Raw genomic sequence first — 13326 nt, forward strand, 5'->3', positions numbered from 1 at the left:
TTCCGCGGTCCCGGGGAGCCACTGCACCCGCCATCCCGGGAAGCTCCTACTTCCGCTGGGACAGCCAGCCGAAATCGCCCAGCCCGCCCCGGGCCGTCAGCTCCGCCGCCTCACCGGCCGCGGCCAGCGCGCGGACGTAGCCGGCGGGGTCGGTGGAGGCCAGGGACAGCGGCGGGCGCCGCCCGTCGACGCCGAGGGCGGCCAGGGCCTCGCGCTGGGTGCGCAGCTCCGCGCCGTCCCCGCCCGCCGCCGCGCAAGCGTCCAGCGCCACATGGGAGGTCAGATCGCAGCCGCCGTCCGGCACCGGCCGCACCTCCCGCCCCTCCCGGAAGCCGGTCAGCGTGCCGAACACCGGCCGCTCCTCGCGCCGGTGCGCGTAGTCCACGGCCACCGCGAGCCCGGCGGAGAGCGTGTCCACGGCCGCCGCCCACGCGGTGTCGCGCGGCCGGCCGATCTCCGCCCGGCAGCCCGGCCCGGCCGGCGGCCACCAGCGCTCCAGCCAGGCCGCGTCCGCCCCGGTCACCGGTGCGCCCAGCCGCTCCGCGCCGTCGGCCGTCCGCACCTCCACGTACCGCACGACACCGTCCGGGTCCGTCTCGGCGACCGGCACCGGCACGTTGTCCAGCCACTCGTTGGCGAACAGCAGTCCGCGCGTTCCCCGGGGCGGCTCGGCGCACCACCGGACCCGGGGGTCCAGGCCCGGCGGGCGGCCGGCGCGCTCCACGGCGTACGCCCGTACCGTCAGCTCCCCGCCGCCCTCGGCCGGCAGGGCCGCGAGGACCCCGGTGAGCAACTCGCCCCGGCCCGCGCCCACATCCACCAGATCCACCTCGCGGGTGCCCAGCTCCCCGGCCGTCGCGACCAGCAGCCGGGCGACGGCGGCGGCGAACAGCGGGGAGGCGTGCACCGACGTACGGAAATGCCCCGCGGGCCCCTCCGGTCTCCGGTAGAACCCCTCGTCCCCGTAGAGCGCGGCCTCGGCCGCCTCCTGCCACCCACTCCACTCGTCCGTCACGTTTCCCAGTCTCCACCTTGGGGAGTACGGTCTCCGGACCCGGATCGGCCCTCGGGCTGACCCACCCACCCCCCGGCCTTCCCTACTCTGGGTTACGTGCAGCGCTTCTACGATTTCATCCGCAGACACCCGACGGGCGTCGACTGCTTCTGGGCGGTCGTCCTCCTCGGGCTCTCCGGCATGACGATCGTGGTGGGCGACGTCGGCGACGGCGGGCGCGGGGAGCGCGTCGCCGTCGTCCCCGTGGTCGTCGGACTCTGCGCCGTCGTCGCGCTGCGCCGGCGCGCCCCCGAGAAGATGCTGCTGCTGGCCATCGCCATGGGCCTGCTGCAACTGCTCTCCGGGGTCCGGCCGACCGTGGCGAACTTCGCGATGCTCGTGATCACCTTCACGGTCGCCACCATCGGTGAGCGCTGGGCCTCCCGGCTCGCCCTCGTCTGCTCGCTCTGCGCGGCCTCGCTCGCCCAGCTGCGCTGGCCGGAGGGGTCGGACCCGCACCGCAGCTGGGCGCAGACCGTGTTCCTCGTCGTCGTGATGACGGTGCCCTTCGTGCTGGCCTGGGTGCTCGGCGACTCGATGCGGACCCGGCGCGCCTACTTCGACCAGCTGGAGGAGCGCGCGGCCCGGCTGGAGCGGGAGCGCGAGGCGCAGTCGAAGGTGGCGGTGGCGGCCGAGCGGGCCCGGATCGCCCGTGAACTGCACGACGTCGTCGCGCACAACGTCTCCGTGATGGTGGTGCAGGCCGACGGCGCCGCCTATGTGCTGGACGCCGCCCCCGACCAGGCGCGGCAGGCGCTGGAGACGATCTCCAGCACCGGCCGGCAGGCCCTCGCGGAGATGCGTCGGCTGCTCGGGGTGCTGCGCACCGGGGACACCCCGGAGAGCGGGGAGTACGTGCCGCAGCCCGACGTCGAGCAGATCGAGGTGCTGATCGAGCAGGTCAGGACCGCCGGGCTGGCCGTCGACTTCCGGGTCGAGGGCACCCCGCGCCCGCTGCCCAGCGGCGTCGAGCTGACCGCGTACCGCATCGTCCAGGAGGCCCTGACCAACACGCGCAAGCACGGCGGTCCGAACGCGGGGGCCAGCGTGCGGCTGGTCTACTTCGACGACGGACTCGGTCTGCTGGTGGAGGACGACGGGCGCGGCGCCGCCCACGAGCTGTACGAGGACGGCGGTGCGGACGGCGCCGGCCACGGCATGATCGGCATGCGGGAACGCGTCGGCATGGTCGGCGGCACGCTGGACGCCGGACCGAGACCGGGCGGCGGCTTCCGGATCAGCGCGCTGCTGCCCCTCAAGACCGCGGGATAGTCCGTGCCCGGGACCCCCGCCCCCGACCGACCCGTACCGAACAGGAGACCGTGACCGATGGCGATCCGCGTGATGCTCGTCGACGACCAGGCGCTGTTGCGCACCGGATTCCGGATGGTGCTGGCCGCCCAGCCGGACATGGAGGTCGTCGCCGAGGCCGGCGACGGCGCGGAGGCGATCGAGATCCTCCGCTCCACCGCCGTCGACGTGGTGCTGATGGACGTGCGCATGCCGCGGCTGGACGGGGTGGAGGCGACGGCCCGCATCTGCGCGCAGCCGGACGCGCCGAAGGTGCTCATCCTGACGACGTTCGACCTCGACGAGTACGCGTTCTCCGGGCTGAAGGCCGGGGCCAGCGGCTTCATGCTCAAGGACGTCCCGCCGGGCGAACTGCTCGGCGCGATCCGCTCGGTGCACAGCGGGGACGCCGTCGTCGCCCCGTCCACCACCCGCAGGCTGCTCGACCGCTTCTCCCCGATGCTGCCCAGCGGCCGGGCCGAACCGGAGCACAAGGACGTCGCCAAGCTCACCGAGCGCGAGCGCGAGGTGATGCTGCTGGTCGCCCAGGGCCTGTCGAACGGCGAGATCGCCGGCCGGCTGGTGCTCTCCGAGGCGACCGTGAAGACGCACGTCGGCCGCATCCTGACCAAGCTCGGCCTGCGCGACCGGGTGCAGGTGGTGGTCCTCGCCTACGAGACGGGACTGGTGCGGGCCGGCGGCGGGGCGGGCTGAGCCGTGGCCGCCCTGGTCTGGGTCAACGGCCCGTTCGGCGGGGGCAAGACGATGACCGCGTACGAGCTGGAGCGGCGGCTGCCCGGCAGCGTGGTCTGCGATCCGGAACACGTCGGCTTCGGGCTGCACCGCACGATGCCGCGCGCCCTGCGCGGCGACTTCCAGGACCTGGCCGCCTGGCGGCAGGGGGTGCGCGAGGTCCTCGACCTCACCCTGCGCGGGCACGACGGCACGGTCATCGCCCCGATGACCCTGGTCGAGCCCGGCTACTTCGCGGAGATCGTCGGGCGGCTGCGCGAGGACGGGCACACGGTCCACCACTTCTCGCTGCTCGCCGACCGGGCCACCGTGCTGGGGCGGCTGCGCGAACGCGGTCTGGGACGGGGCCTGAAGCACGAGAGCTTCGCCGTGGAGAGGCTGGACCACTGCCTGGAGCGGCTGCACGCCCCGGAGTTCGCCGAGCACATCCGTACCGACCGGCTGACCGTCCCCCAGGTCGCCGACCGGATCGCCGCGTCGGCCGGGCTGTCGCTGCTGCCGAACACCGACGGCCGGCTGCGGGGCCGGCTGCGCCGGACCTGGACGGGCCTGCGCCACATCCGCCTCGGCTGACCGGCGGGCCGCGGCTCAGCGCAGGATGCCCTCCAGGAAGTCGCTGCCGAGCCGGGACACCAGGGTCAGGTCCAGCTGGTGCAGGACGTAGCGGCCGCGCCGCCGCGTCGTGACGAGACCGGCCTTCTTGAGCACCGCGAGATGGCGGGAGACCTCGGGGGCGGTGATGCCGATGGAGTCGGCCAGCTCGCCCGTCGTGTACGGGGAGCGGGCGATGTTGCGGCAGAGCCGCATCCGCATCGGGTGGGCCAGCGCCTCCATGCGCAGCTGGAGCAGCTCCACCGAACCGGGCGAGGGCAGCTCCGGCCGGTGCACCGGGTAGTGGATGACCGGGCGCCAGCCGGGGGCGTGCAGCACCGTCAGATGCGGCCAGCCGAAACTGGTCGGGATGAGCGTCAGTCCGGGGCCGGCGGCCGGATCGGTCGCGTCGGTCGAACCGCTGGTCATCTTGTCGACGCTGATCCGCTTGCCGTCCTCGTCCACGGAGAGGGCCGCCGACACCGCGCCCACCGCCTCGGCCAGCCCCCTGCGGCGCAGCAGATCCGTCTTGTGCCGGGCGTCGGCCACCAGCTGGACCCGGACCCGCCGCCAGGTGTCCGCGAAGAACGCCTGGTCGCAGTCCTCGAACAGCCGCCTGAGCCAGTGGCGTACGGAGACGGGGTCGGCGAGCAGCCGCTCGGTGAACTCGGTCTGGCGCGGGCCGCGCGCCGCCGCCATGTCCAGTGCCCGCGCCCGCATCCGGGCGTCACTCAGCGGCGAGGGCGCGCCGGTCCCGTAGAGCGAGGTGCAGGTGAACTCCAGGGCGGCCGAGGCGAACCGCTCGTCGTCCAGCCGGTCCAGGATGTCCAGGTCCTCGGCCAGGTCGGCGCCCGCCCTGCCGGTCCCGCCGCGGACCCCGGCGAAGGGCATGAAGATGTCCGAGAAGATGTTCCGCCACAGGAACTCGGCCTCGTGCAGCCGGTCGGCCAGGTCCGGTTCCAGGGCCGAGGCGGTGGCCGTCGCCCAGCCGTGCACCCCGGGGTGGTGGCCCGGCTCGGACAGGGCGTGCAGGGCCAGCCCCAGCTCGGCGAGGGGGGAGGTCTCGAAGACGACGTGCCCGGGGTCGAGCCCGGCGATGTCGATGGTCACGCTCACCCCTCCATGGTGCGGGGTGCGCGGGGCGGTCCGGGCCCCGATTGACGGCGGGCGTCAATCGGGGCCCGGACACGCACTAGGGCGTCACCCGCTCCAGGAAGGCGGTCAGTGCCGCCTTCACGTCGGCCGCCGTCCACTCCAGGGCCTCCCGGGCCACCGTGACCTCGGTGAAGGAGACGCCGGGCGGGCCGTCCGCCGCGAACCACCGGCGGAAGAGCGTGACGTCGGTCTCCTCCGCCAGCCGCACCGAGGCCTCCGTCAGCACGTCGGCCCCGTACGGCAGCCACACCTGGAACTGATGGGTGTGCGGCTCCTCGGGATGCACCCGGAACCATCCGGTCCCGGCCTCCGCGAAGCCCTCGGCCAGCGCCCCGGCCACCGTCCGCGCGTGCGCCACGTACGACGGCAGCGCCGGCAGCTCCCGGTCCAGGCCGCCCAGCGCGGAGAGCGCCGCGGGGAACTGCTGGAAGACCTGCCCGCCGTACCGGTGCCGCCAGGCGCGGGCCTCCTCGACGAACGAGGCGGAACCGGCGAGCGCGGCCCCGGAGATCCCGCCGAGGGTCTTGTAGAACGAGACGTACACACTGTCCGCGAGCGCCGTGATCTCCGGCAGCTCCCGGCCGAAGCGGGTGGTGCACTCCCACAGCCGCGCCCCGTCGAAGTGGACCACCGCGTCGCGTTCCCGCGCCGCCGCGACCACGGCCTCCAGCTCCTCCCAGGTGGGCAGGACGAATCCCGCGTCCCGCAGCGGAAGCTCCAGCATCAGGGTGCCGAACGGCTCGTCGAAGCCGCGGATCTCCTCGGCCGTGGGCAGCCGCGGCTCGTCCGTCGGATGGACGGTGCGCAGCCCGCTCACCGTCGTCAGCGCGCCGCGCTCGTGCACCTCCGGATGGGCCAGCGGATGCAGCGCCACCGTCGGGCTGCCGGTGCGTCCCGCCCAGCACCGCAGCGCGATCTGCTGCGCCATCGTGCCGGTCGGGAAGTACGCGGCCGCCTCCGTGCCCAGCACCTCGGCGACGCGCCGCTCCAGCGCGGCGACGATCCCGTCGCCGTAGATGTCCACCGGCCCGTCGAGGTCGGCCGCCGGTTCCCCCGCGGCGGCCAGGGCGGCCAGCTCGGCCAGCTGCTCCCCGAGCGTGCGGTCCATCGGCGCCCGCCACAGGGTCCGCGCCGATCCCCGCCAGGCGGCGAGCCGGCGCAGCCGCGCGGCGTCCTCCGGGCCCCGGTCCGCCCCGCCGGTCTCCCCCTGCCCGGTGTCCTCGGGTCCGTCGTGCGCCGCCCGGCCGCGCACCTGCTCGTTGATGTCTGCCATGGGACGATCATCACGCAGATCAGGTGCTCCGGCCCACGGGATATCCGGGGCACGGCGGGCGGCGGTGCGGAGTTTCCCACAGCCTGTGGACAGCCGGATGTCCGGACGAAACGCTGGCGTAGCATGCAGATAAATCGTCCGGTACCCCCCGCGGACTGGAACGGAAGGTCACCCCCCGCGTGAACGCAACAGCCCCGAAGGATCCCCTGGAGGCCAGGGACCGCCCCGCCCGGCTCACCGTCGGTGTGGTGGGGGCGGGCCGGGTCGGCCCCGCGCTCGCCGCGTCCCTGGCGCTCGCCGGGCACCGCCCCGTCGCCGTGTCCGGCGTCTCCGACGCCTCCGTGCGCCGCGCCGCGGCCCTGCTCCCCGACGTGCCCCTGGTGCCGCCCGCCGAGGTCCTCGCCCGCGCCGAGCTGGTCCTGCTGACGGTCCCCGACGACGCCCTGCCGGGGCTCGTCGAGGGTCTCGCCGAGACCGGCGCGGTCCGTCCGGGCCAGCTCATCGTCCACACCTCGGGCCGGTACGGGACGCGCGTGCTCGACCCCGCGCTCAGGGCCGGCGCCCTGCCGCTCGCCCTGCACCCCGCCATGACGTTCACCGGCACCTCGGTGGACGTCCAGCGGCTGGCCGGCTGCTCCTTCGGCGTCACGGCCCCCGATCAGCTGCGGCTGGCCGCCGAGGCCCTGGTCATCGAGATGGGCGGCGAGCCCGAGTGGATCGACGAGGAGGCCCGCCCGCTCTACCACGCGGCCCTCGCGCTCGGCGCGAACCACCTGGTCACCCTGGTCGCCCAGTCGATGGAGCTGCTGCGCACGGCCGGGGTCTCGGCCCCCGACCGGATGCTCGGCCCCCTGCTCGGCGCCGCCCTCGACAACGCGCTGCGCTCCGGCGACGCCGCGCTGACCGGCCCGGTCGCCCGCGGCGACGCCGGCACCGTCGCCGCGCACATCGGCGAGCTGCGCCACCACGCCCCCGGCACCGTGGCCGGCTATCTCGCGATGGCCCGCGCCACCGCCGACCGCGCGCTCGCCCACGGCATGCTCAAGCCGGAGCTGGCCGAGGACCTGCTCGGGGTCCTGGCCGACGGCTCGGGCACCGGACCGGAGGAGTCCCGATGACCGCACCCGCCGCCCTGCTGCGCACCGCCGCCGAGCTGGAGGCGTTCGGCCCGGTCCCGTCCGCGGCGGGCACGGGCGCCGCCCGTGCGGACCGCGCCGTCGTGATGACGATGGGCGCCCTGCACGAGGGCCACGCCTCCCTGATCCGTGCCGCCCGCGCCCTGGTGAAGGACGCCGGGCAGGTCGTCGTCACCGTCTTCGTCAATCCGCTCCAGTTCGGCGAGGCCGCCGACCTGGAGCGCTATCCGCGCACCCTGGACGCCGATCTGGCGGTGGCCGGGGAGGCCGGCGCCGACGCCGTCTTCGCGCCCTCCGTCGACGAGGTCTATCCGGGCGGCGAGCCCCAGGTCCGCATCTCCGCGGGCCCGATGGGCGAGCGCCTGGAAGGGGCGTCCCGCCCCGGCCACTTCGACGGGATGCTCACCGTCGTCGCCAAGCTGCTCCACCTCACCCGCCCCGACGTGGCCCTCTTCGGGCAGAAGGACGCCCAGCAGCTGGCGCTGATCCGCCGCATGGTGCGGGATCTGAACTTCCCGGTGGAGATCGTGGGCGTGGAGACCGCCCGGGAGGCCGACGGCCTCGCCCTCTCCAGCCGCAACCGCTTCCTCGACCCGCACGAGCGCCGCACCGCGCTGGCGCTCTCGCGCGCCCTGTTCGCGGCCCGCGACCGGCTCGCCGCCCAGCAGGCGCTGCACGCCCGCGCCCGCGCGACCGGGGTGACGCAGGACCGGGCCGCCGGGCTGAACCGGCTGGGCGAGGCCCGGCTGGCCGCCGACGCCCAGGCCGTCGCCCGCGCCCTGCCGGACGACGGCCCCGCCGCCGTGCGCGCGGCGGCCCGCGCGGTCCTGGAGGAGGCGTCCGCCGCCTCGCCCCCGCTGGACCTGGACTACGTGGCGCTGGTGGATCCGGCGGACTTCACCGAGATCCCCGACGACCGCACGGCGGGCGACGCCGTCCTGGCCGTCGCCGCCCGGGTGGGTGCCACCCGCCTCATCGACAACATCCCGCTGACCTTCGGAGCCCCCACGTGACCGGTATACGGCTGACCGCCCCCGCCCCCGGCTGGGCCATCGACGCCGATGTCGTGGTCGTCGGATCCGGCGTGGCCGGTCTCACCACCGCGCTGCGCTGCGCCGCGGCCGGCCTCGCCACCGTCGTCGTCACCAAGGCCCGTCTCGACGACGGCTCCACCCGCTGGGCCCAGGGCGGCATCGCGGCCGCGCTCGGCGAGGGGGACACCCCCGAGCAGCACCTGGACGACACGCTCGTCGCCGGCGCCGGCCTCTGCGACGAGGCGGCGGTCCGGATGCTCGTCACCGAGGGCCCGGACGCGGTGCGCCGGCTCATCGACACCGGTGCCCACTTCGACACCACGGACGAGGGCGACATCGCGCTGACCCGCGAGGGCGGCCACCACCGCCGCCGCATCGCCCACGCGGGCGGCGACGCCACCGGCGCGGAGATCTCCCGCGCCCTGGTCGAGGCGGTGCGCGGGGCCGCCCTGCGCATCGTCGAGAACGCGCTGGTGCTCGATCTGCTCACCGACGCCGAGGGCCGGACGGCGGGCGTCACCCTGCACGTCATGGGGGAGGGCCAGCACGACGGCGTCGGCGCGGTCAACGCCCCCGCCGTGGTCCTCGCCACCGGCGGCATGGGCCAGGTCTTCTCCGCCACCACCAATCCGGCGGTCTCCACCGGCGACGGCGTGGCGCTCGCGCTGCGGGCCGGCGCGGAGGTCTCGGACCTGGAGTTCGTCCAGTTCCACCCCACCGTGCTCTTCCTCGGCGCCGGTTCCGAGGGCCAGCAGCCGCTGGTCTCGGAGGCGGTACGGGGGGAGGGCGCCCATCTCGTGGACGCCTCCGGCACCCGCTTCATGGTCGGACAGCACGAGCTGGCGGAACTGGCCCCGCGCGACATCGTCGCCAAGGCCATCACCCGCCGGATGCAGGAGCAGGACGCCGACCACATGTACCTCGACGCCCGCCACTTCGGCGCCGAGATGTGGGAGCAGCGCTTCCCGACCATCCTGGCGGTCTGCCGCTCCCACGGCATCGACCCGGTCACCGAGCCGATCCCGATCGCCCCGGCCGCGCACCACGCCTCCGGCGGCATCCGCACCGATCTGGCCGGACGGACCACCGTGCCCGGTCTGTACGCCTGCGGCGAGGCCGCCTGCACCGGAGTGCACGGGGCGAACCGGCTGGCGTCCAACTCGCTCCTCGAAGGGCTCGTCTTCGCCGAGCGCATCGCGGCGGACATCGCGACGACGCGCCCCCGCGCGGGCGAGGCCCTGCTCGGCGACGCCGCGACCGTACCGCTGCTGTCCCCCGAGACGCGCCTCGCGATCCAGCGCACCATGACCCGCGGCGCGGGCGTCCTGCGGTCCGCGGAGAGCCTGGCCGCCGCCGCGGCGGAGCTGGAGGAACTGCACCGGGGCGCCGTGGAGCGGGCCGGCGCCGAGAGCGCGAAGACGGCCGAGCCCGGCGTCGAGGCCTGGGAGGCCACCAACCTCCTGACGGTCGCCCGGGTCCTGGTCGCCGCCGCCCGCCGCCGCGAGGAGACCCGGGGCTGCCACTGGCGCGAGGACCGGCCCGAGCGCGACGACGCCGGCTGGCGCCGCCACCTCGTCGTGCGGATCGCCCCGGACCGCGGCCTCGTCGTCCGTCGGACGGATACCGAGGCGTTCGGACCCATAGGGTCTGTCTGCACCCACCCCACTCCCGAGGAGCCGTGACCGTGAGCACCCCCGAAGAGAATCCGCGCCCCACTCCCGTGGACGTCCCGCTGATCCGGGTCGGCGCCCCCGCTCCCGACGCGGGCGGCTGCGGGGACGCCTGCGGCTGCGGCGGGGAGGACGGATACGGGCCGGACGCCCTGGAGTGCGGGCTCGACCCCGCGCTGGCCCGGCTGCTGGCCGAGGCGGGCCTGGACCCGGTCACCGTCGAGGACGTCGCGCACGTCGCCATCGAGGAGGACCTGGACGGCGGGGTGGACGTCACGACCGTGGCCACCGTCGCCGAGGACGCCGTGGCCACCGGGGACTTCACCGCCCGCGAGGCGGGCGTGGTGGCCGGACTGCGGGTCGCCGAGGCCGTGCTGTCGATCGTCTGCACCGACGCGTTCGAGGTCGAGCGGCACGTCGAGGACGGCGACCGCGTTGTCCCCGGCCAGAAGCTGCTGACCGTGACCACCCGCACCCGCGACCTGCTGACCGGCGAGCGCAGCGCGCTCAACCTGCTGTGCCGGCTCTCCGGCATCGCGACCGCCACCCGCGCCTGGGCCGATGTGCTGGAGGGCACGAAGGCCGAGGTCCGCGACACCCGCAAGACGACGCCGGGGCTGCGCGCCCTGGAGAAGTACGCGGTGCGGTGCGGCGGCGGGGTCAACCACCGGATGTCGCTGTCGGACGCCGCGCTGGTCAAGGACAACCACGTGATCGCGGCCGGCGGGGTCGCCGCGGCGTTCAAGCGGGTCCGCCAGGAGTTCCCGGACGTGCCCATCGAGGTCGAGGTCGACACGATGGAGCAGGTCGCCGAGGTGCTGGAGGCGGGCGCCGACCTGATCCTGCTGGACAACTTCACCCCGGAGCGCACCGCCGAGGCCGTCGCGCTCGTCGGCGGCCGCGCGGTCCTGGAGTCCTCGGGCCGGCTCTCGCTGGACACCGCCCGCGCCTACGCGGAGGCCGGGGTCGACTACCTGGCCGTGGGTGCGCTGACCCACTCCTCGCCGATCCTCGACATCGGCCTGGACTTCCGCGACACCGACGGGGACGGCGTCTGATGCTGCTCACCATCGACGTCGGCAACACCCACACCGTCCTCGGCCTCTTCGACGGCGAGGAGATCGTCGAGCACTGGCGCATCTCCACCGACTCCCGCCGCACCGCCGACGAGCTGGCCGTGCTGCTCCAGGGGCTGATGGGCATGCACCCGCTGCTCGGCATGGAGCTGGGCGACGGCATCGAGGGCATCGCGATCTGCTCCACGGTCCCGGCCGTCCTGCACGAGCTGCGCGAGGTGACCCGCCGCTACTACGGCGACGTCCCCGCCGTGCTCGTCGAGCCGGGCATCAAGACCGGGGTGCCGATCCTGATGGACAACCCGAAGGAGGTCGGCACCGACCGCATCATCAACGCGGCCGCCGCCGCCGAGCTGTACGGCGGTCCGGCGATCGTCGTCGACTTCGGCACGGCCACCACCTTCGACGCGGTCTCGGCCCGGGGCGAGTACACCGGCGGCGTCATCGCCCCCGGCATCGAGATCTCCGTCGAGGCGCTGGGCGTCCGGGGCGCGCAGCTGCGCAAGATCGAGCTGGCCCGGCCGCGCAGCGTGATCGGCAAGAACACCGTCGAGGCCATGCAGTCGGGCATCATCTACGGTTTCGCCGGCCAGGTCGACGGGGTCGTGAGCCGGATGAAGCGGGAGCTGGCGGCCGACCCGGACGACGTCACGGTCATCGCGACGGGCGGCCTTGCTCCGATGGTGCTGGGCGAGTCCTCCGTGATCGACGAGCACGAGCCCTGGCTGACGCTCATCGGGCTGCGCCTGGTGTACGAGCGGAACGTGGCGCGGCTGTAGGGCGGCGCCCGGATCAGCGCTTCCTTCGCGCGGCGGCTCTCCTTCTCCTCCGGAGCCGCCGCGCCATCGACGACCAGCTAAGCGGATTTTGTCCCTTTAGCACGTATTGTCGCGTTATGCCCACGCCCTACGGATCACGCGGCGGTATGGCGTTCAGCGCGGACGAACTGCGCGTGCTCCGCCGTGCCCTCGCCGTCGCCCTCCACCCCGCGCCCCTGCCCGACGAGGACGTCCAGGACTGCCTGCGCCTCGCGGGCTCCGTCGACGAGGCCGCCGCCGAGGCCGGACGGCTCCGCGCCTTCCTCCTCGCGGACCTCGCCCGCTACCGCGACGCGCTGCCCGGTTCGCTCAGCGGCTACCTGGAGCTGCTCCAGGACGCCCTGGCCGCCGGTTACGACCCGCGCCCCGAGGATCTGGCCGCCCTGCGCGCCCTGCGCGGCGCCCCGGTCGCCGCGGCGCTGCTGGAGCGCTGCCGGATCCTGGCGGAGCGCTCGGTCCGGGCCCGGCTGGCCGGACGGGCCGCCCCCGTGACGGCCCCCGCACCGCGCGGCCGGCTGCTCGCCCTGCCGGGCGGCCGGGCGGCGGACTCCCCGAAACCGGAGCCGGTCCCGACACCCCCCGCCCGCCCCGCGAACCCCTCCGGACGCCCGGCGCCCAAGCCCTCCGAGGTCTTCCCGCCCCGTCGCCGCCCCTCGCCGCCGCCCTCGCAGCGCGCCGCGGGGTAGGCGCGGGAGCCCGGATCCGGCTCGCTACTCTGGACGCATGGACTACGTATCCGCGCTTGTGCCGCCCGTGGTGATGGCCGCCTTCTTCATCGGCCTGGTCGTGACGATCGTCAAGAGCCAGGGCGGGCCGAACAAGGCCAAGGAGGACGCGGCCGTGGACGCCGCGATCGGCCGCGCGGAGGCCGCCCGCCAGACGCCGGGCACCGACGGGGCCTGACCCTCCCGGACCCGTTTCCGGGCACACCGCACGTACGAAGGGCGTACGGCTCCTGAGAGCCGTACGCCCTTTTGCTGTGTAAATACCAGTGCATTTCGGACATCCGACACTAAGGTGGCGCTGTGCCCCGTCAATTGGGAGAGCTGGAAGACGCCGTGATGACCCGGGTCTGGGAATGGAACCGGCCGGTCACGGTTCGAGAAGTACTCGAAGACCTTCAGCAGGAGCGGTCCATCGCATACACGACCGTCATGACGGTTATGGACAATCTCCATCAGAAGGGCTGGGTGCGCCGGGAAGTGGACGGCCGCGCTTATCGATATACGGCCGTCTCCACCCGCGCCGCCTACTCGGCCGCACTGATGAACGAAGCCTGGTCGCGCAGTGACAACCCCGCTGCCGCCCTGGTCGCGTTCTTCGGGATGATGTCGGCCGAGCAGCGCGAGGCCCTGCGGGACGCCATGCGGATCGTTCTGCCCTCACTTCCCGGGGACGACGCCCGGACCGGTCCGGACACAACCGCCGAAGGCGGCGAAGCGGCCGATGACGCGGAGCCGGACGCCGGGCGATAGC

Annotated in this window: 14 protein-coding genes; 11 read left to right on the forward strand and 3 right to left on the reverse strand. The window is 74.7% G+C overall.

Annotation, left to right across the window (positions count from 1 at the left end; all coding sequences use genetic code 11):
• Nucleotides 1-46 precede the first annotated feature (46 nt).
• Complete coding sequence (locus tag ACZ4FH_RS34215; protein ID WP_467309660.1) at nt 47-1015, reverse strand: SAM-dependent methyltransferase; 969 nt, start codon at nt 1013-1015, stop codon at nt 47-49.
• Nucleotides 1016-1111: 96 nt separating this feature from the next.
• Here ACZ4FH_RS34215 and ACZ4FH_RS34220 point away from each other — a divergent pair, with 96 nt between their 5' ends.
• Genes ACZ4FH_RS34220 through ACZ4FH_RS34230 form a run of 3 tightly spaced genes read left to right on the forward strand, consistent with a single transcriptional unit; the run spans nt 1112 to nt 3670 of the window.
• Nucleotides 1112-2326, forward strand: coding sequence for a sensor histidine kinase (locus ACZ4FH_RS34220; protein WP_467309661.1), 1215 nt, complete (start codon nt 1112-1114; stop codon nt 2324-2326).
• A gap of 57 nt (nt 2327-2383) precedes the next feature.
• Nucleotides 2384-3058 carry a response regulator gene (locus ACZ4FH_RS34225; RefSeq protein ID WP_467309662.1) on the forward strand — a complete coding sequence of 225 codons (675 nt, stop codon included), beginning with the start codon at nt 2384-2386 and terminating at the stop codon, nt 3056-3058.
• Between the two features lie 3 nt (nt 3059-3061).
• A complete protein-coding gene (locus ACZ4FH_RS34230; protein WP_467309663.1) occupies nt 3062-3670 on the forward strand; it encodes an AAA family ATPase in 609 nt (202 codons plus the stop codon).
• A 15-nt stretch (nt 3671-3685) separates the two neighbouring features.
• Here the strand turns inward: ACZ4FH_RS34230 and ACZ4FH_RS34235 are convergent, their stop codons facing one another.
• Both ACZ4FH_RS34235 and ACZ4FH_RS34240 read right to left on the reverse strand, forming a co-directional pair.
• Nucleotides 3686-4798, reverse strand: coding sequence for a DUF5937 family protein (locus ACZ4FH_RS34235; protein ID WP_467309664.1), 1113 nt, complete (start codon nt 4796-4798; stop codon nt 3686-3688).
• Nucleotides 4799-4880: 82 nt separating this feature from the next.
• Nucleotides 4881-6116 (reverse strand): threonine aldolase family protein, encoded by a 1236-nt coding sequence (locus ACZ4FH_RS34240; protein WP_467309665.1) that lies wholly within the window; start codon nt 6114-6116, stop codon nt 4881-4883.
• 179 nt (nt 6117-6295) lie between these two features.
• Between ACZ4FH_RS34240 and ACZ4FH_RS34245 the strand changes: the two genes are divergently transcribed.
• The 8 genes from ACZ4FH_RS34245 to ACZ4FH_RS34280 all read left to right on the forward strand — a co-directional run bounded on the left by ACZ4FH_RS34245 (nt 6296) and on the right by ACZ4FH_RS34280 (nt 13325).
• Entirely contained in the window at nt 6296-7234 is a 939-nt protein-coding gene (locus tag ACZ4FH_RS34245; protein WP_467309666.1) for a Rossmann-like and DUF2520 domain-containing protein, read from the forward strand.
• Nucleotides 7231-8265, forward strand: a complete 1035-nt coding sequence (gene panC, locus ACZ4FH_RS34250) for a pantoate--beta-alanine ligase (protein WP_467309667.1) — start codon at nt 7231-7233, stop codon at nt 8263-8265. Before ACZ4FH_RS34245 ends, panC begins: the two co-directional genes overlap by 4 nt.
• On the forward strand, nt 8262-9968 hold the full coding sequence (locus ACZ4FH_RS34255) for an L-aspartate oxidase (protein WP_467309668.1): 1707 nt from the start codon (nt 8262-8264) through the stop codon (nt 9966-9968). Before panC ends, ACZ4FH_RS34255 begins: the two co-directional genes overlap by 4 nt.
• Nucleotides 9969-9970: 2 nt before the next feature.
• Nucleotides 9971-11014: a carboxylating nicotinate-nucleotide diphosphorylase gene (gene nadC / locus ACZ4FH_RS34260; protein WP_467309669.1), complete on the forward strand. Its 1044-nt coding sequence runs from the start codon at nt 9971-9973 to the stop codon at nt 11012-11014.
• Complete coding sequence (locus tag ACZ4FH_RS34265) at nt 11014-11811, forward strand: type III pantothenate kinase (RefSeq protein WP_383648725.1); 798 nt, start codon at nt 11014-11016, stop codon at nt 11809-11811. Before nadC ends, ACZ4FH_RS34265 begins: the two co-directional genes overlap by 1 nt.
• A gap of 146 nt (nt 11812-11957) precedes the next feature.
• Nucleotides 11958-12536, forward strand: a complete 579-nt coding sequence (locus ACZ4FH_RS34270) for a hypothetical protein (protein ID WP_467309692.1) — start codon at nt 11958-11960, stop codon at nt 12534-12536.
• A gap of 37 nt (nt 12537-12573) precedes the next feature.
• A complete protein-coding gene (locus tag ACZ4FH_RS34275) occupies nt 12574-12753 on the forward strand; it encodes a hypothetical protein (RefSeq protein ID WP_383648728.1) in 180 nt (59 codons plus the stop codon).
• Nucleotides 12754-12875: 122 nt separating this feature from the next.
• The gene (locus ACZ4FH_RS34280) at nt 12876-13325 is read left to right on the forward strand and encodes a BlaI/MecI/CopY family transcriptional regulator (RefSeq protein ID WP_467309670.1); all 450 of its coding nucleotides are present in this window, start codon (nt 12876-12878) and stop codon (nt 13323-13325) included.
• The last annotated feature ends 1 nt before the right edge of the window (nt 13326 follow it).

Source organism: Streptomyces sp. NPDC024555, from assembly GCF_055559335.1.

Coding starts and splice junctions, on each gene's coding strand:
- ACZ4FH_RS34225 (WP_467309662.1), top strand. CDS start 2,384: ATGGCGATCCGCGTGATGCTCGTCGACGACCAGGCGCTGTTGCGCACC.
- ACZ4FH_RS34240 (WP_467309665.1), bottom strand. CDS start 6,116: ATGGCAGACATCAACGAGCAGGTGCGCGGCCGGGCGGCGCACGACGGA.
- panC (WP_467309667.1), top strand. CDS start 7,231: ATGACCGCACCCGCCGCCCTGCTGCGCACCGCCGCCGAGCTGGAGGCG.
- ACZ4FH_RS34265 (WP_383648725.1), top strand. CDS start 11,014: ATGCTGCTCACCATCGACGTCGGCAACACCCACACCGTCCTCGGCCTC.
- ACZ4FH_RS34270 (WP_467309692.1), top strand. CDS start 11,958: ATGGCGTTCAGCGCGGACGAACTGCGCGTGCTCCGCCGTGCCCTCGCC.
- ACZ4FH_RS34275 (WP_383648728.1), top strand. CDS start 12,574: ATGGACTACGTATCCGCGCTTGTGCCGCCCGTGGTGATGGCCGCCTTC.